General features: G+C 34.1%; 25 protein-coding genes and 4 pseudogenes. 9 read left to right on the top strand and 20 right to left on the bottom strand.

Annotated elements, in window-relative coordinates; all coding sequences use genetic code 11:
- Positions 1-88 precede the first annotated feature (88 nt).
- From ACQH2O_RS01235 to ACQH2O_RS01225, 3 genes are all read left to right on the top strand, one after another.
- On the top strand, positions 89-2,929 hold the full coding sequence (locus ACQH2O_RS01235; protein WP_264954042.1) for an ankyrin repeat domain-containing protein: 2,841 nt from the start codon (positions 89-91) through the stop codon (positions 2,927-2,929).
- A 442-nt stretch (positions 2,930-3,371) separates the two neighbouring features.
- Positions 3,372-3,827 carry an Hsp20/alpha crystallin family protein gene (locus ACQH2O_RS01230; RefSeq protein ID WP_007549102.1) on the top strand — a complete coding sequence of 152 codons (456 nt, stop codon included), beginning with the start codon at positions 3,372-3,374 and terminating at the stop codon, positions 3,825-3,827.
- Between the two features lie 212 nt (positions 3,828-4,039).
- Complete coding sequence (locus ACQH2O_RS01225) at positions 4,040-5,128, top strand: hypothetical protein (RefSeq protein WP_264688613.1); 1,089 nt, start codon at positions 4,040-4,042, stop codon at positions 5,126-5,128.
- Between the two features lie 310 nt (positions 5,129-5,438).
- On the opposite strand, the gene ACQH2O_RS01220 is transcribed toward ACQH2O_RS01225, so the two are convergent.
- From ACQH2O_RS01220 to tnpC, 3 genes and pseudogenes are all read right to left on the bottom strand, one after another.
- Positions 5,439-5,684, bottom strand: coding sequence for a hypothetical protein (locus ACQH2O_RS01220; protein ID WP_146038228.1), 246 nt, complete (start codon positions 5,682-5,684; stop codon positions 5,439-5,441).
- 72 nt (positions 5,685-5,756) lie between these two features.
- Positions 5,757-5,930: a hypothetical protein gene (locus ACQH2O_RS01215; RefSeq protein ID WP_007549098.1), complete on the bottom strand. Its 174-nt coding sequence runs from the start codon at positions 5,928-5,930 to the stop codon at positions 5,757-5,759.
- 46 nt (positions 5,931-5,976) lie between these two features.
- Positions 5,977-6,779: pseudogene (gene tnpC / locus ACQH2O_RS01210) on the bottom strand (IS66 family transposase).
- 375 nt (positions 6,780-7,154) lie between these two features.
- On the opposite strand from tnpC, the gene ACQH2O_RS01205 reads away from it, so the two are divergent.
- On the top strand, positions 7,155-8,120 hold the full coding sequence (locus ACQH2O_RS01205) for an IS110 family transposase (RefSeq protein ID WP_425385222.1): 966 nt from the start codon (positions 7,155-7,157) through the stop codon (positions 8,118-8,120).
- 70 nt (positions 8,121-8,190) lie between these two features.
- Here the strand turns inward: ACQH2O_RS01205 and ACQH2O_RS01200 are convergent, their stop codons facing one another.
- The 4 genes from ACQH2O_RS01200 to ACQH2O_RS01185 form a co-directional block, all read right to left on the bottom strand.
- On the bottom strand, positions 8,191-8,613 hold the full coding sequence (locus ACQH2O_RS01200; protein ID WP_425385221.1) for a DUF6444 domain-containing protein: 423 nt from the start codon (positions 8,611-8,613) through the stop codon (positions 8,191-8,193).
- Between the two features lie 31 nt (positions 8,614-8,644).
- Positions 8,645-8,977 carry an ankyrin repeat domain-containing protein gene (locus ACQH2O_RS01195; protein ID WP_007549517.1) on the bottom strand — a complete coding sequence of 111 codons (333 nt, stop codon included), beginning with the start codon at positions 8,975-8,977 and terminating at the stop codon, positions 8,645-8,647.
- A 24-nt stretch (positions 8,978-9,001) separates the two neighbouring features.
- The gene (locus ACQH2O_RS01190) at positions 9,002-9,619 is read right to left on the bottom strand and encodes an ankyrin repeat domain-containing protein (RefSeq protein ID WP_007549519.1); all 618 of its coding nucleotides are present in this window, start codon (positions 9,617-9,619) and stop codon (positions 9,002-9,004) included.
- Positions 9,620-10,010: 391 nt separating this feature from the next.
- Complete coding sequence (locus tag ACQH2O_RS01185) at positions 10,011-10,337, bottom strand: hypothetical protein (protein WP_007549972.1); 327 nt, start codon at positions 10,335-10,337, stop codon at positions 10,011-10,013.
- A 283-nt stretch (positions 10,338-10,620) separates the two neighbouring features.
- Between ACQH2O_RS01185 and ACQH2O_RS01180 the strand changes: the two genes are divergently transcribed.
- From ACQH2O_RS01180 to ACQH2O_RS01170, 3 genes are all read left to right on the top strand, one after another.
- Positions 10,621-11,985 (top strand): hypothetical protein, encoded by a 1,365-nt coding sequence (locus ACQH2O_RS01180; RefSeq protein ID WP_425385220.1) that lies wholly within the window; start codon positions 10,621-10,623, stop codon positions 11,983-11,985.
- A 9-nt stretch (positions 11,986-11,994) separates the two neighbouring features.
- On the top strand, positions 11,995-12,504 hold the full coding sequence (locus tag ACQH2O_RS01175) for a hypothetical protein (protein ID WP_425385219.1): 510 nt from the start codon (positions 11,995-11,997) through the stop codon (positions 12,502-12,504).
- A gap of 68 nt (positions 12,505-12,572) precedes the next feature.
- Complete coding sequence (locus tag ACQH2O_RS01170) at positions 12,573-14,258, top strand: hypothetical protein (RefSeq protein ID WP_425385218.1); 1,686 nt, start codon at positions 12,573-12,575, stop codon at positions 14,256-14,258.
- Positions 14,259-14,545: 287 nt separating this feature from the next.
- On the opposite strand, the gene ACQH2O_RS01165 is transcribed toward ACQH2O_RS01170, so the two are convergent.
- Positions 14,546-15,568 carry an IS110 family transposase gene (locus ACQH2O_RS01165; protein ID WP_114517465.1) on the bottom strand — a complete coding sequence of 341 codons (1,023 nt, stop codon included), beginning with the start codon at positions 15,566-15,568 and terminating at the stop codon, positions 14,546-14,548.
- 617 nt (positions 15,569-16,185) lie between these two features.
- Here ACQH2O_RS01165 and ACQH2O_RS01160 point away from each other — a divergent pair.
- A complete protein-coding gene (locus ACQH2O_RS01160; protein ID WP_264377396.1) occupies positions 16,186-18,966 on the top strand; it encodes an ankyrin repeat domain-containing protein in 2,781 nt (926 codons plus the stop codon).
- A 452-nt stretch (positions 18,967-19,418) separates the two neighbouring features.
- On the opposite strand, the pseudogene ACQH2O_RS01155 reads toward ACQH2O_RS01160, so the two are convergent.
- The 8 genes and pseudogenes from ACQH2O_RS01155 to ACQH2O_RS01120 all read right to left on the bottom strand — a co-directional run.
- Positions 19,419-19,538: pseudogene (locus tag ACQH2O_RS01155) on the bottom strand (zinc ribbon domain-containing protein); the annotation flags it as partial.
- 50 nt (positions 19,539-19,588) lie between these two features.
- Entirely contained in the window at positions 19,589-19,765 is a 177-nt protein-coding gene (locus tag ACQH2O_RS01150; protein ID WP_007552506.1) for a hypothetical protein, read from the bottom strand.
- Positions 19,766-19,777: 12 nt separating this feature from the next.
- Positions 19,778-19,825, bottom strand: a pseudogene (locus ACQH2O_RS01145) (hypothetical protein); the annotation flags it as partial.
- Between the two features lie 83 nt (positions 19,826-19,908).
- Positions 19,909-20,028 carry an ankyrin repeat domain-containing protein gene (locus ACQH2O_RS01140; RefSeq protein ID WP_425385375.1) on the bottom strand — a complete coding sequence of 40 codons (120 nt, stop codon included), beginning with the start codon at positions 20,026-20,028 and terminating at the stop codon, positions 19,909-19,911.
- A gap of 9 nt (positions 20,029-20,037) precedes the next feature.
- Positions 20,038-20,169: an ankyrin repeat domain-containing protein gene (locus ACQH2O_RS01135; RefSeq protein ID WP_007551899.1), complete on the bottom strand. Its 132-nt coding sequence runs from the start codon at positions 20,167-20,169 to the stop codon at positions 20,038-20,040.
- A gap of 297 nt (positions 20,170-20,466) precedes the next feature.
- The gene (locus ACQH2O_RS01130) at positions 20,467-20,841 is read right to left on the bottom strand and encodes a helix-turn-helix domain-containing protein (protein ID WP_007549999.1); all 375 of its coding nucleotides are present in this window, start codon (positions 20,839-20,841) and stop codon (positions 20,467-20,469) included.
- 22 nt (positions 20,842-20,863) lie between these two features.
- Positions 20,864-21,193 carry a helix-turn-helix domain-containing protein gene (locus ACQH2O_RS01125; protein WP_007549995.1) on the bottom strand — a complete coding sequence of 110 codons (330 nt, stop codon included), beginning with the start codon at positions 21,191-21,193 and terminating at the stop codon, positions 20,864-20,866.
- A 51-nt stretch (positions 21,194-21,244) separates the two neighbouring features.
- Positions 21,245-22,168 (bottom strand): hypothetical protein, encoded by a 924-nt coding sequence (locus ACQH2O_RS01120; RefSeq protein ID WP_012673225.1) that lies wholly within the window; start codon positions 22,166-22,168, stop codon positions 21,245-21,247.
- Positions 22,169-22,366: 198 nt separating this feature from the next.
- On the opposite strand from ACQH2O_RS01120, the gene ACQH2O_RS01115 reads away from it, so the two are divergent.
- The gene (locus ACQH2O_RS01115; RefSeq protein ID WP_012673224.1) at positions 22,367-23,449 is read left to right on the top strand and encodes a hypothetical protein; all 1,083 of its coding nucleotides are present in this window, start codon (positions 22,367-22,369) and stop codon (positions 23,447-23,449) included.
- 136 nt (positions 23,450-23,585) lie between these two features.
- Here ACQH2O_RS01115 and ACQH2O_RS01110 read toward each other — a convergent pair whose 3' ends face one another.
- The 4 genes and pseudogenes from ACQH2O_RS01110 to ACQH2O_RS01095 all read right to left on the bottom strand — a co-directional run bounded on the left by ACQH2O_RS01110 (position 23,586) and on the right by ACQH2O_RS01095 (position 25,087).
- Positions 23,586-23,777 carry a hypothetical protein gene (locus ACQH2O_RS01110; RefSeq protein WP_425385217.1) on the bottom strand — a complete coding sequence of 64 codons (192 nt, stop codon included), beginning with the start codon at positions 23,775-23,777 and terminating at the stop codon, positions 23,586-23,588.
- A gap of 24 nt (positions 23,778-23,801) precedes the next feature.
- Positions 23,802-23,888: pseudogene (locus ACQH2O_RS01105) on the bottom strand (helix-turn-helix domain-containing protein); the annotation flags it as partial.
- Between the two features lie 103 nt (positions 23,889-23,991).
- On the bottom strand, positions 23,992-24,324 hold the full coding sequence (locus ACQH2O_RS01100; protein ID WP_041582615.1) for a helix-turn-helix domain-containing protein: 333 nt from the start codon (positions 24,322-24,324) through the stop codon (positions 23,992-23,994).
- A gap of 103 nt (positions 24,325-24,427) precedes the next feature.
- Positions 24,428-25,087 carry a JAB domain-containing protein gene (locus tag ACQH2O_RS01095; protein WP_012673223.1) on the bottom strand — a complete coding sequence of 220 codons (660 nt, stop codon included), beginning with the start codon at positions 25,085-25,087 and terminating at the stop codon, positions 24,428-24,430.
- Between the last annotated feature and the right edge of the window lie 159 nt (positions 25,088-25,246).

The following is a 25,246-nucleotide window of genomic DNA, read 5'->3' as shown; positions in this document are numbered from 1 at the left end:
ACTTATATTATATACTGTGGATAATATATCATCTATTTATGATTATATTAATATAAGGAAAATGTTATAATCTGGAGGGTAAGTAGTTATGCTAGGCAATGATAATACAAGCTACAGTTTAATTTCTGCAGTTCGTGAAGGAAGACTAGAAAGAGCAAGGGAGTTAATTAATTCTTTTGGACTATCTTATTCACAAGCATGGTCAGAAGGATATGTTTTACTTCGTGATGCTATTGAGAATAAACATACAGCGGTTACTAAACTACTTTTAACAAACGGTTCTAAAGTTAACAGCAAAAACAAAAGACCTTCTAATACTCCACTTCATTTTGCTGCTATAAATGGTGACATAGAAATTGTTAAGATGCTTCTAGACAGAGGTGCTAACATTGATGCTAAAAATCAGTATGGCAGAACTCCGCTTCACAATGCGATTGAAAATAAGAAAATGGAAATTACCGAACTACTTTTAAATCGTGGAGCTAACATTAACGTCAGAAGCAATGATGGTATAACTCCTCTTCATATTGCAGCTGAGAGAGAGTATTTACAGATTGTTGAGCATCTTTTAAAATATGGAGCTTATGTTAATTGTGTGTGTACTTCAACATGGAAAAAAGGTTATGCACCACTGCACTTTGCTGTTGAAAAAGGTAGTAAAGAAGTTATCACGTTGCTTTTAAGTAGAGGTGCTAATGTTGATGTTAAAGGGGAAGATAGTATAACCCCTCTTCATATTGCTGCTAAGAAAGGATATATGCATATTGCCGAAGATCTTCTAAACCATGGTGCTTGTACTCATTCTTTCACATTGAAGGAAGGATATACGCCACTACATTTTGCTTCTGAACTAGGCAATGAAGAAGCTGTGAAATTATTCTTGAATAAAGGTGCTGATATTAATGCTAGCACAAATAGTAATTTAACGCCACTTCATATTGCTACCAAAACAGGACGTAAAACAGTTGTAAAGCTGCTCTTACAACATGGAGCTAAAGTTGATAATCAGGACAAAGATGGTAAAACCACACTACACCTCGCTGTTGAAAAAGGATATTTAATGATTGTTGAGGATGTTTTAAAGTATTGTCCTGATATTAATCATCAAAGTAACAGAAGCTCTCTTAAAATCGCAGTGCACGGCTATGGAGAAGAGTATAAAAAGATTGTTGAGGCTCTTCTAGAATATGGTCTTATTGTTAATCTCGAAGATGCAAATAATCCTAAGTTATTACATGCTGCTGTTGAAAAAGGATATTTGAAAATTGTTGAAGACCTATTGAAGTATGGTGCTGATGTTAATACGTTACACAATTCAACATCTAAAGAAGGTTTTACACCTTTACATAGTGCAGCCAAAAACAAACAGGAAGAAGTAGCTAAATTATTGATAAGCTATGGAGCTGATATAAATGCTCAAGACAAAACTGGAAAAACTCCAATATTTTATGCTACTGAGAATGCCGATTTAAAAATTACCAAGCTACTTTTAACTAATAGAGCTAATGTAAAAGATAATCCTGAGCTATTGAATATTGCTGTTAAGAAGGAATGCATAGAAATCGTTGAAGCTCTTTTGCAACACGATACTGATATTAACGCTAGTGATAAATATGGAAGAACAGCATTGCATTTTACTGCTTTAAGTGAGAGTGAAGGTTTTTTTGGATTTCTTACTAATGAAGATCCTGATATTAATATTAAGGGAGAAATTGCTAAACTGCTTCTAAGTAAGGGAGCTAATATAAATGCTCAAACCAAAAATGGTATTACGACGCTTCATGCTGCTGCTCAGAAAGGATATACGAAAGTTGTTGAAGCTCTTTTAGAATATAATGCAGATGTTAATTCTACAGTTAAAAGTGATATAACACCTCTCCATCTTTCTGCTCAACAAGGAAATGAAGTAATTAGCAAAATGCTCTTGAACAAAGGAGCTAACGCAAACGCTAAGCAAAAAGATGGAATAACTGCGCTTCATATTGCAACTCAAAAAGGCCATAAAGAGGTTGTAAAAGTATTGCTAGAATGCGGTGCTAAAGTTGGTTCTAAAATTAAAAGTGACATAACACCACTGCACCTGGCTGCTCAAAAAGGTTACCAGGAAATTATTGAGACTGTCTTGAAATTTGGTGCTGATATTAACTCTAGAGATGAGTATGGCAGAACAGCACTTCACATTGCTTCTAAAGAAGGACATGAAGAAGTTGTTACAACTCTTTTGGAATATGGCTCTGATATTAATATTACGAGTAGAAATAATCATACACCACTTGATTCTGCTATGGCTGGTATAAGGTCATTCTATAGTCAACTCAACAACTATGACTCTGATGATGATGGTTATTACGATCCTGATCGTGGTGTCTGTTCGTGTGAAGTAACTGCTGAAGCTCTTAAACGCCACATAGTTAAAATGAAAACCGCAAATTTATATGTAAGTGAAAAAAATTTACTATCAATGAGTATCAGTGGTGAAATAAGTGGCTTTCAGGATGAATGTGAGGAAGAAATAGCAAGGATGAAGAGTGAGAAGATTAATAATCCTAACATTTCATTTTATGATATCTTGGCAAAAGGTACAAGCTCATTAGCAATATATATGAGGAATGAAAATATAGTGCAGGTTTTAAAATCAGACGACTATAAAACAAAATTTCCAATATATGCTAGTATGATCGAAAGTCATTTCAGAAAGGGTATGGAAAGAAAAGAGTTACTTGAACAAGGCAATAAAATTTTCCATTTTCTCTTTAACAATTTTCCTGAGTTACCATATGACTGTACTGAAAAAATATTTAGCTACCTGAGTAACGAAGACTTAAGAATTTTGATAGATGCTTGTAACCCTCTTAGCATCAGTAATCCTAATACTAATATTAACAATGTAGTGATTACCTCAAGTACATCTCAAGTACAGTACGTTTAAGTTAAGGAAAAATAGCAGAACAAGCTACTTTCAACATTAAGTAATGGCTTTAGTAATTTAAAGATTATTTTAAAGGTTTTATGGAAATATTCAAAAAAGTATACGTGTCAAGTTAAGGAAAAATGAGCAAATTTAGTGCACTAAAAGTTGGGGAATATTAAATAAATCATTGGAGGTAAGTTTGGAAAGTAAAATACTTATCAAATGAAGATGAAGAAAATAATCGCAGAAATGGGAGGAATGCAATAACTCTACGTACTACAATTAATCTAGTTTATAGCATTACCCATGGTAATCCAAATAAGATTTTTTTCTCATAATCAAGTCATAGTAAATTGGAACAACTTTTCACATCTAACAAAAGCTCTGACTTTAGATTTAGGATTGAAATTAGTAAGTAGAATGATTACGTAATGCATATATTAGTGAAAGGAGGTACAACATGAGTAATATAGTTCATTCAAATAAAAACAATAAATGTGATAACTTTAGTGTAAGAGGACTACAAAGAGCCGTTGATAACATATTTGATAGCTTCTTTACAGGATGGGACTCAGAGCTTTCCAGAAGAGGTAGTAGTCTATTACCAGCTTGCGATTTTTATGAAACAAAAGAAAGCTATTGTCTCTCACTAGAGCTACCAGGTATTTCCAAAGAAAGCATAGACATTAGTATATCTAGCGACAGCTTAATAGTGAAGGGTGAAAAGACGTGTAATAACGAGTCAAAAGATAAGCAGTTTTACCATCGAGAAAGATACTATGGATCTTTCTATAGGTCTATTCAGCTTCCAGTAAATGTAGAGCAAGATAAAGTGTCTGCTAATTTTTCAGATGGAATATTGCACGTAACCATACCTAAGTCGGAGAAACATATCAAGAGAATTGATGTAAAGTAACCAGTAAGTAATAGCAGGCTTCTAGTTTGAGGCTTGCTACTTTAAATTATTATAGATGGAATGTAATAAAGTTCAATTATCTTTTCTAGATCTAAATTTTTGTCTTAGCGTATTTATTATACAGATAGTGTAAAGCCTTTGTTAAGCTTACATATTGTCAATAATCTATTAATAACTCTTATGGTATAATTGACTTTGAAGAAAGAGGGAGTATGAGTGAGGCAAATCCAATAGTTACATTGAAGGCTAAAATTAAAGAATTTGGTTTTAGTGAATTAAAGGCTGGTGAGAGCAATAAATCAGCAAACTCTGGTGAAACAATGTATTTCGATTTTCCAAGAATGAACTTTGTTATTAATGGAAAAATTATAGATACAGTTTTAACCTCTGCATTAATTGAAGGAGCTCAATATCGCAAAAGCAACCTTTTTAATAGTTATGATATATACAGTAGTGAAACCGCAAGAGAAAAACAAAGAGAAATAGATACAGATTATGGTAGGGCTTTTGTTGATTCAGTCCTCAAGGATCTTGAAAAGGAACTTGCACATAATGCGTTATGTGAATTATGGAAAAGTCACTGCAAAAATTCTGAAATTCCTGATTATCAGAAAACCACCTCATATGGGAAAGATTTTGAGAGATTTTACAATGCTGGAAGAGAGCATCTGCATCTATTACTAAAAGTAGGAGATGAGAATAAGAACTATCGCCCATTTGTAAAAGAAGTCTTTAAGGAAATGTTCCAATACGCAGAAGCAAGTGTTCCGAATGACCCTATTTTAGAAGAAATAATCACTAATTGTAACCAAGCGGGGTATGAATTTGCTGTAAGCATCCCTATTCTTGAAAGTTCACTCTTGGAATATGGATTAAAAGGGGAATATAGCAAGAATAAAACAATGTGTATTGATTGTGCTGATCCAATCAGTACAAAAGTAAAATCTGATATGTTAGTGTTCGTAACGAAGTTTGATAACCCAGGAGAAAAAATATGCGATCTATCGACTTCACTTGAATTTGTACTTGAGTCTCAAGATGGTAAAGATGGTGTAACCTATAAAGATGGCAAATTATTACTTACTATTCCTAAGGAACTAAAAAATTATAAAGGGGAAAGTAGAAACTTGTTTGATGTTATTAAAGAATATTTTCAAAAATTCTGCGAAAAATTAGGATTTAAATTCGAGATAAAAACACAAAAAATAGAGCATGATTTGGACGATTCGCTGAAAGTAAATAGTCATCTTGAAAGCCTAAGACCACCTATTTGTAGTAATAATTATGCTCTTGGTCATTAAGTACTTTAAACCATAAGCTCAAGTTAGAGAGAATGGCACAAATGTTATTAAACAATAAAAGTTATAGTTGTATCTGGTTACTTAAGTTAGCTATAGAATGCCTTCTGTGTATATTAAAAGGGTATTTATTTTGTTATTTAAGTTTCCTCTTTTGGAACATAGAAACATCCTAGGAATAATCCTACTGAATTCTATGATATTATTTTTTGTAACATTGTTATATACTTCATAAGAAAGCTTATATCTCTCACCGCCATCTTTAAAGAAGACATCATTATCTTTAATTGTTTCAACCAAAATTTCCTTTCCTTTATTTTTTTTGCACTTTCAACTTTTTTACTGCATCTTGTGTTCTGCTTTGATCTAGATCAAAATCAATGTTGGTACAAATAACAAAATCTTTCAGTTCACCATTGATAAAGTCTTGATTGTATTTAATCTTTAAGTAGGAAATGAAATACTTTGCCAAATTAAATTCACCATCTTTATTTTTTGTGAGTAAATCGCTTATTCCAATTTTATTATCCTCCTTATTTTGCTTGTGTTTTGCTTGCAAAAAACGATATATTTTTTTTGATTTTGAATTATTACATATAAAAACCAAATCATCAAATTTTTCAGCATTATTCTACTCTGTAGCCAAACGAAAAGAGTAGCTTTTATCTAGTCCACGCTTTAAAAATAACATTAACAATTTTAGCTGGTAAATGTTGCCATGAAGAGTATTATTTAATCCAGAAGCAAGGTATGTTCTTGATTCATCCTCTTCGATTTTTGTTCCTTCAGGCTCTTCTTTTTTCATGAAGGAAATTCGTAACCGTTCACGGATTGTGAGAATGAATAAAGAACTAAGCAGTGACAGCTAGTAGATTCTGTAGCTTTTGAAAGGGGTTTTGGCCATTTAGACGTGATGTCAAAAATATTGACAACATTCTTTCCACGAATCTTTCCCCACGTTCTGACCAGGTGAAAAAGCTGTTTTTACGATAAATTACGTACCGTCTAATTTGCCGTTCTGCAAGGTTGTTGGTTGTTTCTATCACTTCAGGTTTTCTTAAAAACTTCCACATCATATCCTCAGACCGTAACATCTTAGCGGCCATTCTTGAAGCTTGAGTGCTATTTACAACCCTCGTCATTTTACGCAAAAAATGTTTTACCCTTTTCCGAATTTTTCGCATCAGTCGATAAAATCTCAAATTATCTATCGAATTGTGTTTTTTTGCCTTGTCTACTACAAACACCTTATTGCTGAGCGATTTTAGTGCTTGGCCAATTTTGCTCACTTCAACATTTTTACTATGGGCAAATCTCTCAAAATCTCTTGCCAAATGTGTCCAACATATCTGTCTATTTTCACGATTGAAGTAATTGTATACAGCGTATCTATTGCTCACAACTATGCCATCATATTCTGGCAGTAAACTCTTCAACACCTTCTTACCACGAGACTCGCTTACCTTCAGAAGTGTCAACGCTTTGCTTTGTTCGTTATTACCCAACTCCAGCCTCTCTTTCCTTGATTTCTGTGTCCTGTTTCGTCTATATGCAAATATTCGCTTCCTTGTAACTCTTCCTTCATTTTCTCATATTCAGATGCACACTTCTTCGATGCCCTGCGTTCAGTATTTGAGACTAAACCAAGGCTTATATTTAGATTAAAAATACTGCCTAAAATTTGCTGTACCTCTCTTTTTGAGTTAATAAAAAAGCCGCTAAGGCTGCTTATAATTGTTTTAGCATTAGATCCTAGAAGATCTCTTGCAACACCTTCGGGTAAATTTGCTGTAATTCTTTTATTACATACTCTTATATGTTAAAAACAAGTCTTTATAAATGTCACGAAATGGCGGTATAAAGACACGCAGAGAGGAGGAACCGTACATACTCTTGGTCATAAGGACCGTTTTGCAGCAAGGTTCTCCTCTCTGGTTTATTATACTGAAAGTTCCGAACAACTGGTTGAGCTTTTAGGCTCGTATATAAGGGTGGAAAATGCAGTATACACATTATTTATGGAGGGATTATGAATTTATCAAATATTATTACTGGCATTGATATTAGCAAAAATAAACTAGATATCCATATTCATCCACTTGGACATCATAAAGTATTTGAAAATAACGTTCAAGCTATTGATCAAATAATCGACTTTTTGCGTTTACATAACGTAACCAAAGTTGGACTTGAAGCAACTGGTGGGTACGAAAAATTATGTGCTTATACTTTATTAAGCCATGGTTTTGAAGTATATGTCATTCAACCAAGATGGGTGAGAGATTATGCAAAAAGCCTTGGTATTGCTACTAAAACTGATAAAATAGACTGTAGCATCATCTCACGTTATGTTAGTAATACAGACATGCGTGTCACTCCTTTAAAAGTTAGTAGTATTGACTGTTTGAAGCAAAAATTATCTCGCAGGAATCAACTAGTAGAAATAGCAAAAATACAAAAAACCCAAGCTCATCAAGTAACCGATTTATCTATAATCAAACAAATGGAAGAGCTACTTGCAGTTTTACAAAATCAAATTCAAGTCTTAGAAGATGAGGTAATGGAATTAGTCGATAAAAATCAAAAGCTTAAAAAAAAGTACATGTCAATAACTAGTATACCTGGTGTAGGTGCAATAACAGCTATTACTTTTATTTGTTATCTACCCGAGCTTGGAACTCTCCAACATAAAGAAATATCCAGCCTTTCCGGAGTTGCACCTTTTAATCGAGATAGTGGTTTTAGTAAGGGAAAAAGGTGTATTCAGGGTGGTAGATCACAAATTAGAAAGGTTTTACATATGTGCATTCTTAGTGCGCAAAGGTACAATTCTTATATAAAAATCTTCTTTGATAGGCTATACAATCAATATAAAAAACCATATAAAGTTACCTCTACTGCTGCAATGAGAAAATTACTTATCCTTGCTAACTCTTTAGTAAGAGACGGTAGACTGTTTACTGAGGAGTATAGCCCTAAAACTGCTTCTATATAGCAATAGCATAGCTGTGAATAAGTACGCCCACACAAATTTTAAGTACTTATTCACAGCTACATCAATTTTTCTATTGACTTTTAACACAACTGCTACAATGTCCTCTTTGCAATCTGTACTCAGTTACAGTTGGCTTAATTTCTGGCAATTCTGCCTTCTGATGAATAATTTCATCTTCTAAAGTAACCTTACCTCCACACATACAAATCGTATCAATTGTGCAGCTCACTACCTCGTCTGCAGCCATTAATTCACGCTTATGCCCCTTATGTCCTGGCTGACCTCCTGGTTTTTTATCACTTTTCTTTTTTGCTTTCTTACGATATATATCTCGTGATGGTGGCAGCGATGAATTTTGCGAATTTAAGCCCAATTTGTCTTGTAATTCAACTATTTTTGCTTTCAAGCTGTCATTTTCTCTGATCAGCGCTTTTATTTCTTCCTTGAGATTAGCGTTTTCTGCTACAATCTTTTCTTGCAGCACTTTTGTCATTTACCCATTCCATATTTAGCTTCCTATTTCTTTACACTTTTATATTTACTTTGTAAATCACCTTATCTCTGTGAGCGATTACGGAAATTCTTGGCTTTTTAGAAGAACCAATTTCTGGCTTGTTTTCTCCAGTATTTGCCCTTTTTAGAAGTGAAGCTCTGCCTAATTCTTGAATAATACCTTCGTTATTAAGACTTTTAGCAATATCTAGTGGCATTTTACCTTTACTATTCTTGATTTGTATTGCTCCATTTTTGACAAGCAGCTTAACTACTTTAGGTTCCTGTTTGCGAACAGCCGCATGTAACGGTGTATTTAACTCATAATTAGCGTCCTGAAAATTAATGTTCGCTCCTTTCTTCAAAAGATCTTCAATGTCGTTTGATTTTTATTTTTCTGAGGTGCTACTCTTAACAATTTTTATCAACTCCTCATTAAGATTGGCTTGACTCATAATATCATTATAGTCAGAAGAATGAGAGCTCCTATGTTTAAAAATATAGCTTACCTCTTGATTTTTAGCTAATTCATATGGCTCTTTACCCTCATTATTTTTGATATCACTTCTTGCTTGTTTATCTAGAAGTAGCGATACAAGTTTTTTGTTATTTCTGGAAACAGCAATATGCAAAGGTGTATCACCTTTATTGTTTTTAGCGTTAACATCTGCCTTCCATTCTTGCAGTAATTTTCTAACTATTTCTTTTTTATCCCTTTCAACAGCATAGTGTAAAGGTGTATTATCTTTATTATTTTTATCAATGATGTTAAGCTTTACTCCTGCTTTTAAAAGATCTTGTACTTTCTGCAGGTTGCCATTTCTTATAGCAGAAAATAGCTCTGTATTTTTCTCTCTTTCACCATCACTATCAAACCTACGATAACGTTTAAGTTCAGAAGATTTATAAGCTTGTCCTATACGTTGTACTTTCTCTAATATTTTGGAAGCTTCTGAATTATTTTTTTCTTTTTCTAAGTAATCTATTGAACGCTCCACTTTGAGCATAAATTCCACTGCCTATTTTATATAGAAACCTATATTAGATTTGATTATATGCTAATGAATAACATTAGCAATGCAAGTAGTTTTTATGCATACCTCTTTAGGTTTTACAGAATAGGCAGTTAGAGTAGAAAAACAAGTTCCAAAATAATATAAGACCTGCTGTAAAGTAAATCAGATTTTTTTTGAAAATAACTACCGTAAAAAACAGCAGCTTTCCTTTTGCAACAGGTCTATAGAAGTTGTAATTATAACAAGTAACAAATTTAACTCTATTTCTAGAGAATCTATTTGGATTCACTCTATTTCTAGGTGTCTTTCAAACTGTGTAACTAACTGCTTTACGTTTACATGTGTAATTAAGAGAGCTTTCACAAGGCTCATGATCAAACTGCTACTTTGCAGGATTTTCTAGAGATCTTTTATTTCTCATAAAGGATGACTGAGCTTGGGAAGCAACTTTTAATGGATTTTTCTTTATACCAACATCTGATTGTGCTGCTATAATGGCACTACTTTTAGCGGGTTGCATACCTACACATTCTCTTGCTTGGTTTTGCTCAAAATTTTCCACTGTTGCTTTTACTTTACTTTTCATCTTGCGATTAACCACTATAACAGGCACCTCCACTTTTGGCACTACTTGTCTATAATCTTGATTCTCAGCTCTTAATGGTACTATCGATTTACTTTTAACTGATTTTTTAAGAACCGCTCCCACTATTTTTGGTTTTGCGCTTATTTTTTGATTGTTATAGCCTAGATTTTTAGACTGTGATGATAACGTAAGTATATCTTTTATCGCTTGTGATTCTTGTTTAACTTCTTGAACGGTAAAGGATGTTTTCTTTTGTATTTCTTATAATTCCAATAGAATTTTTGTATTTGTTCGAACATAGAAAATATTTTGCATGGAGTTTTTTCTATCTTTGGTGATTTTAGTGTTGCTATTTAATTCTAACTTTTGCATAGTACTCTCAATATTTTTATATAGGAGGGGTACAATGCCAAAAAAGATGGAGCGTCATGCTGCAGTGCTTAGTAAGTTAAAGAGTGTTATTCAACATACAGATTCCAAGGTCATGGCTAAAAGGCGTTCAGCTATTGAAAGATGGGTAAAAACTTACATTAGGCAGGTAGAATATCTTAAAGATGATAAGCTACAATTCTTATACAACATATTTCGCGATGAAAGTTGTTGGTCAGGTACGAGATTGAACAATACAATCTTAGGACAGAGGTTTACTGAAGAAAAAATAGGCGAAATAAAGAACCCTCTTCCTATATATGATATGGCATGTCGATACTGCGTGATAGATAAAATTCCTTTGCTCTTTCAGAAGCAGTTTGAATCTTACAAAAGTAGCTTCTCTTCTGAAGAGATAGATGATGATGGTAAGCCTGCAACTAGCAATAACAAATATGTAAAGAGTGAGTTGTTGGGTTATATGAAGAGTCAAGACCCTGTATTTAGCTTTTGGGTTGATAAAAAATCTGGAGAATTTAAGAAGCATGTCAGCGCAACAGAAGGATTTAAGAAAGCTATAGAACTTAAGTGGAGCGAAGGAGTAGAATATTTTTATAGCCTTCTAAATGAAAAAGAAAGAGAAAGGAAAATTACTGATGCAGTTACTATATTATCCTCTGTTCAATGTGACCATAATGGTGCTGTTACTTTAGACTTTTGTCTTAGTAAAATGAGCGATCAAGCAAAAAACAAGCTGTTTAAAGATTCTGAGCTATCAAAAAAAGATAAAGGAGTGTACTCTCTCTTTAGCGCGTTGATACATCAAGGTTTTTTTGATACGATGCAAGCTATACTTCCGATGTTTAAAGATAAAATACTGGAGGATAAGATACTTTCACCTAGGAGTTATACTCTTCTTCTCTCCTCACTTTCGGACATGATGCTCGAAAATTCTGAGTCAACTATTCAAGCTAGGGAAGCTATAATGAACCTTATAAAGTGTGGTAATTTCAATAATCATGAGGGGCGTGAGGAAAAAGCTGCGGTATTTTTTTCTAATGGAAGGGTTCCGATTAAGCGTGCGCTTGCAGGATTGATTGTCGATTGGCAACTTGGTTGTACAAAAAAGGAAGAGGTGTTAAAGGTACTACAGTTTGCCAAAGAGTTTTGTGCAGTTGAAAGTTTTATGTATTTTAAAAAATCTGTTGTTGATAACCTAAAAATGGTTGGTAGGGATGGTATGAGAAAAAATATAGACTATGGTAAATTAGCAGAAAAGTTGTTTGCTGAATTAGATACGGTATCCGTGCCTAACGGAAGAGGTGATTTTGGTGGAGCTGGTGACCCACAGTCTACACTAGGAAGCACTGAAGTTAGTAGTTTTTCTGGTCGCAATAAGTAGGAGTATTTTATGCATGGGTTAGTTAGAAGTTTAATAAATGGAAATTGTGGAGAATTCACGGAAAAGTTTGAATATTTCTTGGATTCATGTCCATCTTTTCTGCATTCAGTTGGCAAAGATCACTTTTTTCCTGCGTTCTTTTTTGGCATGTTTGCTACTGCACATGATTCTGGTGTTGCAAACAATGATGAAAGAATCTTCTTTCGTTTTGATAATGATCCAGGTAGTCCTGGAAGGGGAAATCTAAAGGTTGCAATTCTAACAACTGATGGAAATAACAGAAGAGTTGTAAGGTGCTATACTATTGCTGACAGAGAGAATAGCTACGGTTCTAGGTTTAGCCAGCAGGAAAGGGAGCAGCTGGAAGGTATCCTGCGAGATGAAGAGCTTGAATGGCAAGAGTATAAAACATTTATATGGGCGGATAATCAAGGTGAAGATGAAGAAGAGGAAGCAGTAAGATGTAGGATATTTCAGGCAGACAAGGGCCGTTTACTGGAAATCATGCATCTTATTTAACTCGTAGACATAGTTTTCAAGAGATTACCAGAACACCTGGGCTGCAAAATAATTATTTACCGGATTTGATGAATCAGCTAGAAAGTGATGATGCAGATGATGTACACGACACTACTGAGGAAGTGTTTCAGCATATTATTGGTGTCTACGATAGATATAGTCAGGCATTGGACTTCTATGGTAGAGAGTCTGACTATCATGGTTTTGTTTCCGGTGTTTTGATGCATTTTAGATATCGCAATGTAGCCAATATTTACCTTGAGCTGTTTGTAGGTGGTGGATATGCAGATATTACTTCTATTGTACGTGGTACACAGAGGTTAATTAATTCTGTTCCCTGTGTAACTGAACTTAAGGCAGGCAGAAGAGCAGATAGGAATGCTGGCCGTGCATTAGAGCAGGCTGGAAATTATGTTAATGGATGTCCCGTTTCATCCATATCTATTCCAACATTATCACCAAGAGCTGTCTGCGCTGGAGTGAATTTCGATTTTGGTAACCCAGGACGTTTACAGCTTGGTGTGAGGGCTTTTTTAGCAAAAGGTTCTTCTTTAATGGAAAGATTATTTGAACCTGTAGAGGATGAGGAGATTGGAGAAAATGTTAGGGATTATCTACTCCATCCAGCCTTTGGTGTACCTGCTGTACCAGGTATTAGGAATAGGGGTGGTGTTAACGCTAGAGATAGAAGAATATTTCTCTATACAAGTGGATTTGCTTTCGCAAGTATTGCATTTGCAAAAGGAACTGTGCCAATAGAAGGAAATCGTGCAATAGTAGATAAGCACTTGTTTCACTATGACGGTAATGCAAAAATGTTAGATGAGCAAAGATACAATACACAAGTAAATATTGGAGATCGTGCTTTGACTATGGTTTTGCATGTATCACGAGGTAGAGACCAGAAGGAGGAGGTGATCGTATTTCATGTTCGCCACGTATTGGCTAATCAACTTTTTCCGGACAATGGATTGGATCTATCGCGTTGGCCGAATGCTATGGTACATGAAGTGGTGTGTAATTTGACCATAAATAGAAGGACAAGAGGAGTAAATGATAATCTTGGTTTAACTGTTAATGTAGAAACATTTGACTCGCCTGCTGACTACCTGCTTGATAGAGGTAATCAGCCTTTTCAAGGTGAGCTTTTACGAATAGGTGGCGTTAGTAATGTGCATCGCGCTGCAAATGTAATGATGAATACTGGCTGGGAAAATGAAGATCCAGACAGTCATGAACGGTTTTACCAAGCAATTTCCAACGTGCTAAATCCACCCCAGCCAAATAATGCAGGACTCCAATCATTAGCATGGGTAGTGAACAGAGATAATGCTAGAGAAGCTGGGTTTCATGCTGCATTGCATGGATTATTTTACACTTGCGATAATCCTGCTAGGGTAGTTAGTGAATTTCAGGTTGGAGGAGGAGGAAAGTTAGACTTAGTATTGTCACGAGCTATAGGAAGGATGGGAGGTACTCATCCGATTGGAACAGAGCTAAAGTTTGCTGCCACTGAAGCAGACGTACAAAATAGAGAAGAAGAAGCAGATGAACAGGTGGAGGGTTATCTGCAGAGTAGAGGGTTTGATCGCATTACTGATGGAGATAAAATGGTTTTCTCGTATGCCGTATTTAATGATCAAGCGCCAGCACCAGCACAAAATGTCCCAAATACCCTTATAGCAGTTAGTAATGTTCTACGCATAAAAGATAACTTAGGAATTGACACTGTGGACGACTTTCCTTATAGATAAAAGGGATTATTGAGAGTTTAATTGTCTGTCATAAATAGCAGACGCCGTCTTGTCAGTCAACAAAAAATTTATAAAAATTGTCTCATTGCCTAGGCTGTATTGTAAAACTAAAAAATACTTCCAACTCACATCCTGTATAGCGGATACAGATTATAGTTATGTTGATAAGTAAATTTCTGCTGTCTTGTATATATAAAACTAATTTACTTATCAACATACCAATTACATTCAATGAATTTGTGTAAGATGCCATTTTACATAAGATAGAATGGAGGCATTTTTTGATTTTAAAGTACTAAACCTTCAGTTAACCTCCTGGCCCTGTAGTTTTTGATATGGTCAGGATCAAAAGCCTTTTTTGATCTTAAAATACCAAAAACAATATGAAGTAACTTACGCATTGCAGACCCAACTATGGCCATATTATGCTTACCCTTTTCCTTTAATCTCTGGCAAAAGCTCATAATAATAGGATTGTGATTCTTAGCTACTATGGCAGGAAAGAAAAGTGCCTTACGTAATGGTTGTGAACCGGATTTACTTAATCTGGGTTTGGCATATACAGATGAACCTGATGTTATATTTCTCGGTATAACTCCTGCATATGCTGCCAATTGTCTGGCATTTCTAAAAACTTCTATGTCAGGAACCTCAGCTAAAATAGCTACTGCTGATTCCTCTCCTATGCCTGGAATAGTCAGTAGAAGTTGAAAATTTTCCAACAACTCTTTGTGTTGCTTTAATAGTTCACGTACGGAGTTTTTTATTGTTTCTATTTTTTGAGCTATATTCATTGCAAGGTCTTCCCAAGCATTTGCAACTTCTTTGGGCAGTCTCTCTTTTTTTTCTAAGTGGTTATTTACTAATATCAATTCATCTTTTAACGCAACCGAGCAACGATAAAGATGTTTTAATTTTTTCAGTTCAGGAGAAGGTGGTGTCCAACGAGTAGGTTCCTGTCTTTGGCAACAATCAGCAATAATTTCTGCATCAGTCTGATCATTTTTTTGCCGTGTAAGCTTACTTCTTGCGTAGGATTTTATGCAATAAGGATTTACAACACTAACAAAATGTCCAGTATTGTGTAGAAATTCAGCCAAAGCTTCACTATAACAACCGGTAGCTTCCATGCAGGCTTTTACTTGTTCTACATTATGTTTTTGTAGAAAGCTCAGTAAACCTTGAAACCCATGATCATCGTTCTTAAAGCTCCTTTTCCTAGTTTCACGTTTTCCTTTTTTACTTATAAATGAGAGAAAAACATCAAAGCGATCTTTTGATACATCTATGCCAAGAAAGTTGTTGATCATATATAACCCCATACGTTACCATTAAAAATGAAAAGTAAGGCTAACCTTGTTAATACAGAATTAGAACCATTTAGGTCTTTCTAAGACGCCGTCCAGCCTATACTTTTGAGAGGGAGCTCTTATCTGCAAAACAGATTTTATATCTAAGGTTTATATCAGAGTTCCTCCCTTCTCCAACTAATGCTTAAGCTTAAAACATTAGATGCTTTTTTCAAGATACAAGGTTTATAGTTAGAATTGGTTGATAGTGTTATATTGACTACTTCATTTTGTAACCAGATCGGCTTTATTGAGTAGTGGATTACAGATGGGCAGGCAAAAAAATCCGTGTAGTAAGTTCAAAATCAATGTCGGAGAATTTTATAGAAGTGTCAAGTTGAAGTTGATGTGGAAGGAAAGAGACTATAAATTCTGCTATGTTGATTGCTTAACACTCTGAATCAAGGTTGCAAGTTTACTATCCTATCAGGCATCTTTATTAGGTTAAAAGAAAGTTTATGTAAACACCTGAACTTACTACAAAAACTCAAAAATTGCAAAATAATAAAAATATTATATTAAAATCAGCTTGACTCATATTATATATTGTACATAATATATCAAGCTAGGAGGAAAATATGGTTATTGCTGAAGCTATCAACGGGCAAAGTAAACAAGCGAGCAAAAAGCTAGAAGAGAAATTAAGTCCTGGACAAGAGTGGTCAGAAACAGACAAACTATTGGATGAAGAGTACGAGTTAATTAAAAAATATTTATGGGTTCCATCTGAATTAAATGGAGGTAGATCTCTAGTTGATGGTCAATGTTCATTTGAGGAGCTGGTGTGTATATGGCTTGCTCATACAACAAATTTGAACGAGAATCAAAAAAAGTTAAATAAAGAATTACTAAAAACTCTTAAGGGTATAGGTTCTTATCTTCATGAGTACGATACTAAAAAACTTGAAAATTTTTTAAAAAATAACAAGGACGATCAAGATTTAAAAGTTGTTCTTAACCTTAAAAGGGGAGAGTCAGGATTAACGTTATTGCATGCTGCTTCAAGACTCAATGATGATCAGAGCGGTCCTACTTTAGTCAATTTACTTCTACAAGCAGGGGCTGATCCTAATATAGAAAGCAATGAAGGGAAAACACCTTTACATTATGCTGCTGATAGTAACTATAGGTATCTCACTATAAATCTACTCTTGGAGGGAAAAGCTGATCCTAACATACGGGACAATAAACGAAAAACCCCATTACAAACTGCTATTGATAATAATAACTGCCACATTTTAGAATGCTTCTTAACTGACAATCAGAAAAAGTTGAGTAAAGAGCTGTATGATATACTTTTAGGTATACTCTCGCCTGAAGATTATAAAAAACCTCATGTTATAGGTGAAGTTTTTAATCGTCAGGCTATTGAAAATTTAGGCAAGTTTCTGGATAAACATAAGAATAGTCAGGATCTCAAAATGATTTTCATTGTTCAGGATAGAGTAGGTATGTCAAAAGTACTTAGTTATGCTAGAGCTACTTGCAAAGAAGCAGTGGATTTACTTCTAAAGGCAGGAGCAACTGATCCTAAAAAAGATGCAAATATGTGCAATAAGAAGAAAAAGTGTTTGCTTCCACCTAGGACTTTATGGAGTATCCCAAACCAACAGATAGTGCTAGGTGGATTTTTAAATGACATATCTCAAGTTGAAAGTATGGATCAACTGGAAAAAGTTGTAGATAGAGCTATAGATTTCGGAGTAATGTTAAATTTCGCTAAAAAATCTTCTCAAGGTGAAAAGTACAACTTTACAGATTATGTAATAAAAGAAATTAGTAGATTAGAAAAGAATCCTAAAGTTGCAAGTGATATAGTATGTAAGTTGGTATCGTGGGGAGCAGCGTGCTATACTAAAAACAGTATAGATGTAATTGGCGAACTGGAATTAGAATTTAAAGATCACAAAGCTAATATGATAAAAGCTCATGAAAAGTATGTTAATTGTACTCAGAAATTCCTGAAAATCGCAAAAAATGCGACCAACGGCAAGTTAAATCGTGCAAAAATGGATAACGCTACTTTTTACTTAGAATATTCAGAGGACAGTACAATAGATGTTGCACAAATTACAGATGGAACAAGGGATTTAGGGCTAACCCATGGAGATGTAAAGTGTGGAAGAAATATAGTAAAGATCGGTAATAGTGAAGTAGAGATTATCACAAAAGATGGTGTAAGGAATTACACAGATCTTACAGAAGGTGGTGATATAGTATTAACTTTCTATACCATTCAGGGGGAACTAGAGGTCAGGTTATATCCTGATACACAAAATAAAGATCTAATAAGAGTAGAGGTGAACGATCAAGATTTACTGGAGGAATTAAAAAATTGTAACGAAAAAATAGGTAAGAATTGCTTACTAGGGGGGTTACCAGTTGATCAAGCCATAGAACGAGGTTTCTTTACTAGATCAGGAAAACTTTGTCAATATTCCGAAACAGTTAGTTCAGCTGCTCAAACTGTAAATGAAAAGCAACAACTATTACAGGATTTACGCTATATTGAGTCTAATATTGTAAAAAAGGAGAAGAATTTTGACATAAAAACTCACCTGGTAGAAATCTTTAAAACTTTATCTAGATTCTGTGAAGAAAAAGGGGATATTTCTAAAACAGACTTAGCTAAAGCAGCAGAAAAGGAAAGTAAAAAATTGGGGTTAGAAGGTAAATATAACTGGAGTAAGATTTTTGGTTTAGAGAAAGGAGTTATTGAAAAAGCAGAAAAACAAGGTGATAAAGAACAAAAATCAAACATACCTGATAATTTCTATTTAGGACAAGCAATTGAAGATGGAAACTGTTTTTTTGATTCGTTTAGACAAGAACTAGAACAACAATTAGGGATAAAAGCTACTGTTGAGCAATTGCGACAATATTGTAAAGAGTTTGCACGAAATAACCCACCAGAATGGTTCATAAATGCTATTACTAACAGTCATGATAATAATGGCGTGGTGCGTAGGGAAACTCCAGATTTTTATGCAAAAAATATTCTAAATAACAATAGATGGGGTGATCCTGAGGTTGAAGGTAGAATACTTTGCGGAAAGTATGGTGTAAAATTGCATGTTGTAGAGAGTAATCCATTACATGCTACTGATGAACAACAAGATCCATCCTTGCATCAACTAATAGATAGTTTAGGATCAAGAAGTACAGGTGAGTATAATAGGATAGATTATGATGACAATAATGTCTTACATATAGTAAATAAGGGACATGATCATTTTGAACCACTGTTTAATAGTAATAAAATCTTGGCAAAATGCTATTCAAGCTTACCAAGGTGTAGTATGGACGAGTTAAAGATAGAATCTCACCAACATAAGTCACTACTTGTAAGTGGATCATAGCTCCGTATATGACTTGTTACACAGCAATGATGGAGGAAGTTTATTTAGATGGTTAAAAAAGAATTTACTTAGCACTTATGAATTTTCAAGTACGCTTTCAGGTTCAAAGGAAGCTGTAGATTAGTCCACATGTACTACTTTCTCGAGTTGTATGCTGGGATTTAGAGTATTGTACGTTGCATTTTTCGATTTCTATAGAATTTTTCCCCAGATCTATTATTAAAATGTGCAGCTAAAATTCGATACATTTTCTGCCATTGTCGTATCTAGCATGCTAAAATCTTCGTCATTTATATTGATATTTTTGCATAATTGAGTGTCAGCTTTTATAACATTGATTTGCTTTTTTACATCAATCTTGACTTCCTCAACATCTTTTGGAATGGCCCTTCGTATCAGCTCCTTCTGGCACGTACTCTTTCTGTTACTTTTGTAAATTAAGACGCCATTCCTTACAATTTTTCCATCTGCTCACTCCACAACACCGGTATTTCTCTCAAATCAACTAATTTCAAATTTCTTGGCTGCCTCCCATTTACTATATCTTCTTTAATCTTTGGTGCTAAATAATTTCACCTTTTCTTTCCCTATTAAGAACTTCACAAACTCAAGATTTTCATGGTTATAACTGACAGCATGGTGCACAGCCATCTTCTCGACGTACATAATTAACATTAGCCCCTTTATCAAGTTGAGCTTCTACTCCACTGCGGTCTTTTCTCTTGACAGCATCAAGAAGTAATTCATTTCTTAGTAAACTTTCAACTTCTTCATGTCCTCCATCATTTGCAAGTTCCAATGGTGATCTATTATTGGAATTTTTAATATCAATTCTTGCTCCTTTTTCTATGAGAAACTCTACAGCTGATAAATGTCCTTCCTTGGCAGCATAGTAGACTGATCTGTGGTTTTAGAATTAATAAATGATTCTTGTTGTTGCTTTTATATTAGAAGCTTTACAATCCCTAGATATCCTTTATTGCTAGCATAATGCAAAGGAGTCCAATTGTTTTTACCTTTTGTACCAACTTCTACTCCCTTATTAAGAGAAAACTTTACAATATCGATATTTCAAAAATCAGCTGCAATATGAATAGGCTTGTTTTCGTCATTAGTTTTAGCGTTAAAACTTACACCTTTATTATTTACTAAAAATTTTGTTACTTCTAAGCTATCAAACTTAGCTGGATGGTGCACAGCCACCTTGACCAAAAAATCATCCCCCTATCGCGTTCTTATCATTATGCCTTATACGCTGTATTACACCTTCAGATATAGTCATTGCTAACCTCCAACATCCTTGCTAATAAACCCTCGCTAAAACTGCCGAAAAGACTTTATAAGTTAATATTCTAAATCTCAATATTTTATGGTGCAGGTTTTTATTTTTAAAACATTATACTTTGTGTAGGGTATAACTACACGCATCAAAGTGAAAGAAAAGCAAAATGATGAAGAAAATGAAAGTTTAAGTTTTCTTCAACGACTCAAGGAGAGAATTTATGCTTTAAAGCCTGTATTAGCAAGAGCCTTAATCACTAAATGAACAATGTCACGCAGAGTTTCATCCTCAATTTTTCTATATTCCCTCACTAGCCTTGATATTTCTTCGCTGCCTACATCGCTATGGAAGGCCTTATCATGTAAGTCTTCAGAGGCTTTGGTAAAAAAATACGACATATCAACCGATAGTACTTCTGCTAATTTATATAACCTATCAACTACAAGCCTAATCTCTCCGCTTTCATATCCTTGTACATGCTGAAATGAAATTTCAAGCTTTTTTCCTAAGTCTCTTTGACTAAAACCACACATTAGCCTTCTTTTCCTTATTCTTTCACCTATTTGTTTATCGATAGGATGTTGTATAGTCATTTTACGTATCAGGTAATATTAACTATGTATTATCACTTTGAGAAAAAGATTTTACCAATATATAAACTGCACTACGTAACCTTTTGCTCTTAATTTCGTTATATCCTTTGACTAACTTTAGTATTTCTTCATCATAAGCTTCATGTGAGTCAGTGTGCATATCAGTAAAAAAGTTAGCAACATCTATCGATAGTGCTTTTGCTAAATCATATAATCTACTGGCCAAAACACAATTTGAACCATTTTCGTACTTTTGTATCTGTCTATACGAAACACCTATTCTCTTTCCCAATTCGGTCTGTGTCAAAGCACGATCTAACCTAAGTTGTTTTATTTTTTTACCTAATTGCACTTTTCACCTCTTATTCAAATTTACAACAAATTTTATGAAGTGGAAAAAAAGCTAGCAAAGTAATTGCTTTAATAATTTCTGCCTCTCGCTAATTAAATCGTTTGGCCTTACGTATTTTTTCTCAATTTCCCTCATCTCTTTTTCTCGTTCTGCAATGCTATTTCGTATTACTTCAGCCGAGTATCTGCTTTTGCCACTTGCAAACTCTGATCTTAATCTTCTAACCTTGTATTCGAGCTCAGCAAATCTTTCGTGTTGCTCAAGAAGTTCTATCATATGACTAATTTCAGAGTTTAGCTTTTTTTCCTCAACATCTCTTACAATAAAAGAAAGTAGAAGCTTATCTATTTGGTAATCAATATTTGGTTGAGCAGCAAATAGATCAATTATGGCTTTTACGTCAGTAGGATTTGTAACTAGTAAGTTAAAATTACTACATAAAAAACTATAGAACTTTATCGTCTTCTCAAGATAATTTTTCATATCTTGTGATAATTGCAATTCTTTGTGAATTCCTGACAGCAATATTTTCAATTCTTCCAAGTATTTCGTGTCAAAATTACTTACTTCTGTAGGTGAAAGGATCATTAGCAGCTTTTTTACAAGCTCAACATCATTTAACTTTACTGCATTATAAAGAGCTTTTTCTTTATCTTCTTTTAAATCATAAAGCTCTGATGAGTTATCTATGCTGAATAGATATTCAGTATTTCCTTGAGGAGAGTAGATTAAAATGTCCACTTCTCTTAGCGGGTGATCATCATTAAACTTTTCTAGTAACTGCTTATCGGTAGTTTCCTCTATTGCTACAACTGCTTTGCTTACCTCTTTCAACTTTGCAATATCATCTCTTGAGTTTTCAAGTATATCTTTAGCCTTGTCTAGCAGCTGCTCATATAGAACTATTTTTTCTTCATCATCAAGTAGCTGACAATGCTTTTTCAGCTTTTCAGTAGAGTAAGATAGGATATCCATTTTTTTCAATTTTACGATTACGATACCCCATTTTTGTTGAAACTGAAATAATTTTTATAGGATGTGTTTTTCTAGTGTAGATGCCCGCAAAACTTGTTATTATAATATATAGTAAATCAATAAGTCGTATAATATTAACAATTAAATAATATTTATCACGATATGATCGAATAGTAATGAAATTAAATGAGGGTTACAATGAAAAAAATAAATGGTAAAAAATTGTCTAGTAAAATGTTAAAAGCGGTAGAGCGAATAGCAAAAGAAGGGTTATTACCTAATTTTATAAAAGCTGCTCCAACAGCAAATAAAAAGATTAGTAAATTACCTGTCTTAACATATCCTGAGGAGCTCAATCCATTTCGATCAGCTTTATGCAAGATAAGGCTAAGTGAATATGAAAATGTGAAATTAAATGAATTCTTGGAAAAAGCTATTGCAGCTGAAAATCTAGACAAATTAAGTAAAATCGTCGATGAAGCTTTGGATTTAGGAATAAGAGTAAACGCTCGCAACGAAGATGGCTTTAGCTTCACTAACGTTACAATGTTTAAGATGTATCGTGATGAATTCAAAGAAAATAAACAAGAAGATATAATCAGAAAGTTAGCCTTACATGGAGCAGATTTTAATGTACAAGTTGATAAGAAAATAGCTGAAATGTATCAAAAAGTGCAAAAAGAAATTGAGCCACAAATATATAGTAGGCTCAAGAAACTTAGGGAAGTTGGAGAAGACGCTACTATAGAAGGAACTGTTGAAGATGTAGAAATCGATAATAAGACCTTCTATATTGAATTTTCACATAGCTGCATAGTTGATGTTGCCAAAGTTGTAGAAGGTGCAAAAAATTTGGGCTTAAGTAAAGGAGACTTAAACCTTGGCGGTAGTATCATAAAAATAGGTGATGGTGAAGTTGAGGTCAAAACTGGGAAAGACGGTAAAAGAAATTACGTAGATATATCCGATAACAGCGCTTTTACAGTAACACTTTGCACTAGCCTAGGAGAGCTAAATTTAATGGTATATCATGACACAGAAGACTATCATCAAGTACAAGTTGAGGTAGAAGATGAAGAAATGTGGAACGAGTTGCAAGAAATAGGAGAAATCGTAGGAAAGGGTTGTTTATTTGGTGGAATGTCTGTTAAAGAAGTAGTGGAAAAAGGCAGCTTTACTAGATGTGGAAGGTGGGGCGACCAAAATTCTAAAAGTAGTGAGACCTTTTCTTGGGTGAGCAAATTAAAAGATACCAAAACGACATCTGTAGGACGTTCTTGATTGGTGGCTATGTTTTTACATAGCCATAATTATTGCAAAGTAAAGTAGTTCTTGAAATTTAATCAAAATTACCATAAAAAATTTACCTTAACTAGCATTGCTTGTAGAAGTGGATTGAAGATATATTCAGGCAATATTATTTATTGGCAAGCGCTTTTATCACTGAATGCACAATATCACGCAACGTTTCATCCTTAATTTTCCTGTATTCCCTCACTAGCCTTGATATTTCTTCACTACCCACATCGCTACAAAAGGCCTTATCGTGTAAGTCTTCAGAAGCTTTGGTAAAAAAATATGACATATCAACGGACAAAGCTTCTGCCAAATTATACAATCTATCAATTACAAGCCTTACCTCTCCAGTTTCATATCCTTGTATATGCTGAAATGAAATTCCGAGCTTTTTTCCTAAGTCTCTTTGGCTAAAACCGCATATTAACCTTCTCTTCCTTATTCTTTCACCTATTTGTTTATCAATAGGATGTTGTTCATCTTGTACAATTATTTATTAATATATTAACTGAGGTATTGAAGCAATACTAACTCTCATTGTAACTTTGAGAAAAAGATTTTACCAATATATAAACTACGCTACGTAACCTTTTGCTTTTAATTTCATTATATCCTTTGACTAATTTTAGTATTTCTTCATCATAAGTTTCATGTGAGTCGACATGCACATCAGTAAAAAAATCAGCCACATTAATCGATAGTGCTTTTGCTAAGTCGTATAGCCTACTGGCCAAAATTTGGTTTGAACTATTTTCGTACCTTTGTATTTGTCTATACGAAACGCCTATTTTCTTTCCCAACTCAGTTTGTGTTAAACCACAGTATAATCTAAGTTCTTTTATTTTTTTGCCTAATTCCACCTTTCATTACTAATTTTAGCTGCTCAAGCTTATATTGAATTTTTTAATTTATGAAGTAGAAAAAAAGAAGGAAAGTTGGAGAACTTTCCTTCCGGTCTACAGATTACAATAAACCACTATCATAAAAACTAAAGTGGCTCTTCTGTGTTACGATTATGTGATCTATTAATTTCATTCCTACATTTTCGCAGGTTGCAGCTAATGTAAGTGTGTTATCCTCATCCTCCTTTGATGGTTCTGTATCTCCACTTGGATGATTATGTGAAATTGCAATAGATGATGCATCGATCAGTAATCCCTGTTTGATTATTTCTCTCACATATAGAGGTACTCTGTCTATAGTTCCACAGTCTTGAATATACTCGTATATCAAATGACCACTTCGATCTAAGTATATTACTCGCAAGCTTTCCTTTCGTGACTGCCCTATTGCTGTTTTAAAGTATTTTAGTAGCTCTTCTCTGTTATCAAGAATCGACAGCTTTTTTAACTTACCTTTCAGTATCCTATCGAAAATCTCTTTCAGACAAAAGATACTTGCTATTGCTCCATCATTCATTCCTGTAACATTTTTTAGCTCATGAAAGTCAGCGTTAATTACCCTTCCTAAACTACTAAAGAGCTCTATTAGCTTTTTGGCCACTTCTCTTCCTTCTTCACATTCAGATAGAGTACGTTCCAGTAGCTCATGGTCAAGTAAAGACCTGCCTCTACTTGATAAAATGCGAGTTTCCAATTTTTCTTTTCTCTCACTATTATTCATAAAAACCTCCAAGGTCAACATTATATACAAATTCAGCGCCAACTTTCTGACGCAATAGTTCTCGAGGAATAACCCTTTTGAACTCTAAATTTGCAATGTTGTCCTTGTTGCTTTCTTGTTATAAATACCAGAATAATAAGCTACTGATATTCTCCATCT

It is taken from the genome of Wolbachia endosymbiont (group B) of Schoenobius gigantella (genome assembly GCF_964031005.1).
GTDB lineage: Bacteria > Pseudomonadota > Alphaproteobacteria > Rickettsiales > Anaplasmataceae > Wolbachia > Wolbachia pipientis.
Note: the sequence above shows the minus strand (reverse complement) of the source record. Positions and strands in the feature narration are given on the sequence as shown.

Excerpts from the sequence above, each read along its gene's own strand:
- ACQH2O_RS01235 (WP_264954042.1), top strand. The coding sequence starts at position 89 with ATGCTAGGCAATGATAATACAAGCTACAGTTTAATTTCTGCAGTTCGT.
- ACQH2O_RS01230 (WP_007549102.1), top strand. The coding sequence starts at position 3,372 with ATGAGTAATATAGTTCATTCAAATAAAAACAATAAATGTGATAACTTT.
- ACQH2O_RS01225 (WP_264688613.1), top strand. The coding sequence starts at position 4,040 with ATGAGTGAGGCAAATCCAATAGTTACATTGAAGGCTAAAATTAAAGAA.
- ACQH2O_RS01215 (WP_007549098.1), bottom strand. The coding sequence starts at position 5,930 with ATGAAAAAAGAAGAGCCTGAAGGAACAAAAATCGAAGAGGATGAATCA.
- ACQH2O_RS01205 (WP_425385222.1), top strand. The coding sequence starts at position 7,155 with ATGAATTTATCAAATATTATTACTGGCATTGATATTAGCAAAAATAAA.
- ACQH2O_RS01200 (WP_425385221.1), bottom strand. The coding sequence starts at position 8,613 with ATGACAAAAGTGCTGCAAGAAAAGATTGTAGCAGAAAACGCTAATCTC.
- ACQH2O_RS01190 (WP_007549519.1), bottom strand. The coding sequence starts at position 9,619 with ATGCTCAAAGTGGAGCGTTCAATAGATTACTTAGAAAAAGAAAAAAAT.
- ACQH2O_RS01180 (WP_425385220.1), top strand. The coding sequence starts at position 10,621 with ATGCCAAAAAAGATGGAGCGTCATGCTGCAGTGCTTAGTAAGTTAAAG.
- ACQH2O_RS01175 (WP_425385219.1), top strand. The coding sequence starts at position 11,995 with ATGCATGGGTTAGTTAGAAGTTTAATAAATGGAAATTGTGGAGAATTC.
- ACQH2O_RS01170 (WP_425385218.1), top strand. The coding sequence starts at position 12,573 with ATGAATCAGCTAGAAAGTGATGATGCAGATGATGTACACGACACTACT.
- ACQH2O_RS01165 (WP_114517465.1), bottom strand. The coding sequence starts at position 15,568 with ATGATCAACAACTTTCTTGGCATAGATGTATCAAAAGATCGCTTTGAT.
- ACQH2O_RS01160 (WP_264377396.1), top strand. The coding sequence starts at position 16,186 with ATGGTTATTGCTGAAGCTATCAACGGGCAAAGTAAACAAGCGAGCAAA.
- ACQH2O_RS01130 (WP_007549999.1), bottom strand. The coding sequence starts at position 20,841 with ATGACTATACAACATCCTATCGATAAACAAATAGGTGAAAGAATAAGG.
- ACQH2O_RS01120 (WP_012673225.1), bottom strand. The coding sequence starts at position 22,168 with ATGGATATCCTATCTTACTCTACTGAAAAGCTGAAAAAGCATTGTCAG.
- ACQH2O_RS01115 (WP_012673224.1), top strand. The coding sequence starts at position 22,367 with ATGAAAAAAATAAATGGTAAAAAATTGTCTAGTAAAATGTTAAAAGCG.
- ACQH2O_RS01095 (WP_012673223.1), bottom strand. The coding sequence starts at position 25,087 with ATGAATAATAGTGAGAGAAAAGAAAAATTGGAAACTCGCATTTTATCA.